The organism is Mucilaginibacter sp. P4_G9 (genome assembly GCF_056400985.1).
In genome coordinates, this window is the sequence record NZ_JBFUKF010000456.1 from 1 (window position 1) to 3832 (window position 3832).

Consider the following 3832-nt stretch of genomic DNA (forward strand, 5'->3'; position numbering starts at 1 on the left):
TAGTTAATACCTAATGAGATCACCGATTTTGCACCATCCACTAACAGGCGCGGGTCAARGCGTTTATCAAAGTGATTTTCCATGTATTGCATTTCGCCATGCATGTTCTTTTTTAGCCATGATTCTAAACGGGGAGCTTCTTCTTCCAGAAACCCGGCTTTTGATATTCCGCAAAACAAAAAACCAAGCTTTTGGGCTTCGTTTTTAATCAATTGGCTATATAGCGTCCTGTTTTGCATAACAAAAGCAAAGATACTATAAATTGGAAGCCCAAAAATGAACTTTTTGCCGGATAAATTACACCTGAAACCCTGTTGACGTATGAAAAAAGGCATTTTTTGCTAATTAATGGTGTGATTTTTGTGTCAATTATTATTAAGATACAGTATACATAAATGCTCGAACACTTAAAATATCTGCCGAAAAACATTTTAGGTATACATGCCGTCGGCGTGATGACTAATAAGGACTATAAAGCAGCCCTTGAGCCATTGCTTGACGAACATATAAAAGAAAATGGAAAAATAAATTTTCTGCTGGTATTGGAGACTGTAATAAAAAACTTTGAAGCCGGTGCCTGGTGTGGAGATATTGGTATTGGCCTTAAATACTTTACCAAATGGGGCAAGCTGGCGATAGTTACCGATCAAAATGGGGTAAGGGAGTTTAGCCACCTGTTTAAATACATATTACCGGGTAAGTATAAGGGCTACCCTTTAGAAGATCTGGATGAGGCTATCAAATGGATCACGGAGAAATAAAAAAAAATAATTAACATATAAAGTCATGAAACCCATCGATAATAAGAATGATGATTCTGATTTGCACAATGATGAAATAGGAGAAAATACCGGGGAAGATACCCTGCTTGCCGTGCAAGCCAAACTAAAACCCGGCGAAAAGATTGAATACGAGGTGGAATCATCAAACAAAGGAAAAGGCCCGGCAGGGGAGGATTTGTAGTTTTTAAAAAATCAAAGTCCCGTCATCATCAATAAAGCATTTTATTAGTAGCCGGCAGCCTATAGGTTCACCATTCAGTGTTGCTGGTATAAATACCTTGTCTTCTTCGTTCAAAGCGTTGATATTCATGTTGAAGGTTTTTGAGAAGTTGCCGCTGTAAATGCTCACTTTAAAATAAGCCAGTCGGCCACCCGGGCTAACCAGTAATTCAATAACTGCGATAGAAACATCCCGGCTGATATCCATAAGGTTTGCCGGTAGCTTAAATAATTTTAAATAGGGAAGGTATCCATAGTATCGTCCACCTGCTTTAACCGGCTTGGTGGTATGGTCGGTATCGGCCAGGTGTTTATCTACAAAATACCGCAGACTCGAGGTGGTATCTTCCGGAGCTTCATACAAAAGTTCCTTTTTGGTGTAATCGTAATTCTGCAGTAAACGGCCAGCAGGATCGTAAAAATGCCATATGCCAATTTTAAGATCCTTATCAAACTGGCCGCTTGCTATAGCTATTTTTCTGTTATACACAGCCTGGTACAAGCCCTGCCTTGTACTTTTGTCGCTTTTTAGCACATGTAGTTTCTCTGTAATATGATCATTAATTCTATGGCTGCGTTCAACAGTTTCCTGTGCATATGCGGCATTCATAAAAAAAAAGAAAGCAATTAACAGGATAATATTTTTCAAGTGTATTATTGATTTTGGGTAAATATATAACAGGTTGTTATCAATATCAACCCCATCGTGCTAAAATCGGTTTCTACTGCGCCACTACCTCTTCTACCGCCGCCACCGCCATTGCGGCCATTACAGGGTGGCATTGCTGGGCAAATACCTGTGTAATTAATACTAAAAGTGTAAAAGTGACTGATAGCTGTTTTTTCATAGTTTAGGAAAGCTACCCTATGGACCATTAAGGTTTAATGAAGTTTTATCATGTAATACTATTGTTGCAATAATGCAATACGTCTGTTGCATTAATAGTGCGGGATGCTTAAACTTGTAATCACAATTCTTATTACATGACAGCCCACTTCGATCAATCTGATTATAAAACGGTAAGTTTTTCTGAAACTACTATCACCGAACTTATGATCCCTTCTTATTCCAATTTTGGTGGAAAGATTCATGGAGGGATTCTGCTGTCGCTTATGGATAAGGTGGCTTATGTATGCGCCGCTAAACATGCAGGTAATTACTGTGTAACTGCATCTATTGATACAGTCGATTTTTTGCACCCTGTTGAGGTGGGCGAACTGGTATCATTAATGGCATCGGTTAATTATGTAGGCAATACATCATTGGTAGTAGGTATTAGGGTTATATCAGAAAATATCAAAAATAGTTCTGTGAAGCACACAAACACCAGCTATTTTACCATGGTAGCCAAAGACGATAATAATAAGCCTGCTAAAGTTCCCGGATTGATATTGGAACAACGTGAGCAGGTAAGGCGATTTATAGAGGCACGCCGTCGTAAAGAAATAAAGCAAAGTTATATGAAGGAAGTTGAGCAAATAAAAATGCCCGATAATTATGAGCATTGTATTCAGATGCTTGAGGGAGAAAGATGTTTGGTGGCCGGATAAAGAGCACAGGCATAGGCCTTTTTTTGTGTAAAGAACTGGTAGAATTTAATGATGGCCGCTTATGGGTAACATCCCAGGTTGGCAGGCAGCACCTTCAATTTTAGCCTTCCGTTGGTCAGCTAACAAAAAATATTCCACTTTTTGTTTAACTAATTAACAAGTTATTGTATCCTAAATAGTAAGTATTACGTAGAAATACTAAAATATATACTTTTTGATAAGTAATTTAATTATTAGGAAAGCGTTTTAAGATTACTGGTGGATTTGGCAAACTCATCTAATTTCTATAAAATGATGAAATAGTAATTTTTTACTATCTTGTGACAATAATTTCGTGCCGTATCAATTCAAATTAATCCTGATTATTTAATGGCTTTCTTAAACACAGTGCTCGAACCACCTTCATACGGTTGGGCAGATAAGGATGGTAACCTTATAAAACCTACCAATTCAACAATAGTAAAAGAGTTTTTTTCCAGGCTTAATGTGTTTAAAGATAAAAAGAACTGGCTCTCGTTTTTAAGTTGGTTCCTGGTACTTTGCTTAGCGCCAATCCTGTTTTTGTTCATTTTTAAATATTTTAGTATCACCGGGCTCATAGTAGCTTTTGTTTACAGCATGATCATCATGGGTACGCACGGCACCATATGGCACCACCGGTATTGTACGCACAATGCTTACACTTTCAGTAATAAATTCTGGCGTTTTTTTACGCAGAATCTTACACTTAAAATTATCCCCGAGGAGATCTATGCCGTATCGCACCACGTGCATCATGCTTTATCCGATCAGCCCGGCGATCCTTATAATGCCCAGGGCGGTTTTTTGTATTGCTTTTTAGCCGATGTTAATCATCAGCCAATAGCCCGCAATATGAGTGAGGCGACCTACAAAAAATGTATTAACTTAATGAAGCATGTTGGTGTAACGCCAAATACCTATAAGCAATATCAAAAATGGGGCACCATTGCCAACCCATACCGTACCATTGCGGGTATTATTCTTAACTGGGGTTTCTGGTTCGCGGTATTTTACCAGTTGGGGGACCTTCCGCTGGCTTGCGCTGTATTTGGCTCGGCTGGTGTGTGGGCTGTAGGCGTACGTACCTTTAATTACGAAGGCCATGGTAAAGGGGAGGATAAACGGCGCGATGGTGTTGACCATAACCGGGAAGATATGTCGATAAACCAATTATGGCCAGGTTATGTAGCCGGCGAATGGCATAATAACCATCACCTGTATCCTAAAAGCGCGCGCTCGGGCTTCAAGCCTCATCAGTT

6 protein-coding genes and 1 pseudogene are annotated in these 3832 nt (G+C 39.2%); 4 read left to right on the top strand and 3 right to left on the bottom strand.

The annotated features are described in order from the left end of the window. Window positions 1-239 (bottom strand): annotated as a pseudogene (locus tag AC1DPZ_RS23605) (tRNA epoxyqueuosine(34) reductase QueG); the annotation flags it as partial. A gap of 156 nt (window positions 240-395) precedes the next feature. Between AC1DPZ_RS23605 and AC1DPZ_RS23610 the strand changes: the two are divergent. Next, entirely contained in the window at window positions 396-761 is a 366-nt protein-coding gene (locus AC1DPZ_RS23610) for a SpoIIAA family protein (protein ID WP_477408074.1), read from the top strand. 25 nt (window positions 762-786) lie between these two features. Beyond that, window positions 787-963: a hypothetical protein gene (locus AC1DPZ_RS23615; RefSeq protein WP_477408076.1), complete on the top strand. Its 177-nt coding sequence runs from the start codon at window positions 787-789 to the stop codon at window positions 961-963. Window positions 964-966: 3 nt separating this feature from the next. Here the strand turns inward: AC1DPZ_RS23615 and AC1DPZ_RS23620 are convergent, their stop codons facing one another. Then, the gene (locus AC1DPZ_RS23620) at window positions 967-1650 is read right to left on the bottom strand and encodes a hypothetical protein (RefSeq protein WP_477408078.1); all 684 of its coding nucleotides are present in this window, start codon (window positions 1648-1650) and stop codon (window positions 967-969) included. 73 nt (window positions 1651-1723) lie between these two features. Further along, window positions 1724-1849: a hypothetical protein gene (locus AC1DPZ_RS23625; RefSeq protein ID WP_477408080.1), complete on the bottom strand. Its 126-nt coding sequence runs from the start codon at window positions 1847-1849 to the stop codon at window positions 1724-1726. Between the two features lie 136 nt (window positions 1850-1985). On the opposite strand from AC1DPZ_RS23625, the gene AC1DPZ_RS23630 reads away from it, so the two are divergent. Together AC1DPZ_RS23630 and AC1DPZ_RS23635 are read left to right on the top strand one after the other, a co-directional pair. Next, window positions 1986-2552, top strand: coding sequence for an acyl-CoA thioesterase (locus AC1DPZ_RS23630; protein ID WP_477408082.1), 567 nt, complete (start codon window positions 1986-1988; stop codon window positions 2550-2552). Between the two features lie 369 nt (window positions 2553-2921). Then, window positions 2922-3832: fatty acid desaturase (locus AC1DPZ_RS23635; protein ID WP_477408084.1), on the top strand; the 911-nt coding region annotated here is incomplete at its 3' end.

Bases quoted from the DNA above. Each gene is read 5' to 3' on its own strand.
- AC1DPZ_RS23625 (WP_477408080.1), bottom strand. From the start codon at position 1,849: ATGAAAAAACAGCTATCAGTCACTTTTACACTTTTAGTATTAATTACA.
- AC1DPZ_RS23615 (WP_477408076.1), top strand. From the start codon at position 787: ATGAAACCCATCGATAATAAGAATGATGATTCTGATTTGCACAATGAT.
- AC1DPZ_RS23610 (WP_477408074.1), top strand. From the start codon at position 396: ATGCTCGAACACTTAAAATATCTGCCGAAAAACATTTTAGGTATACAT.
- AC1DPZ_RS23630 (WP_477408082.1), top strand. From the start codon at position 1,986: ATGACAGCCCACTTCGATCAATCTGATTATAAAACGGTAAGTTTTTCT.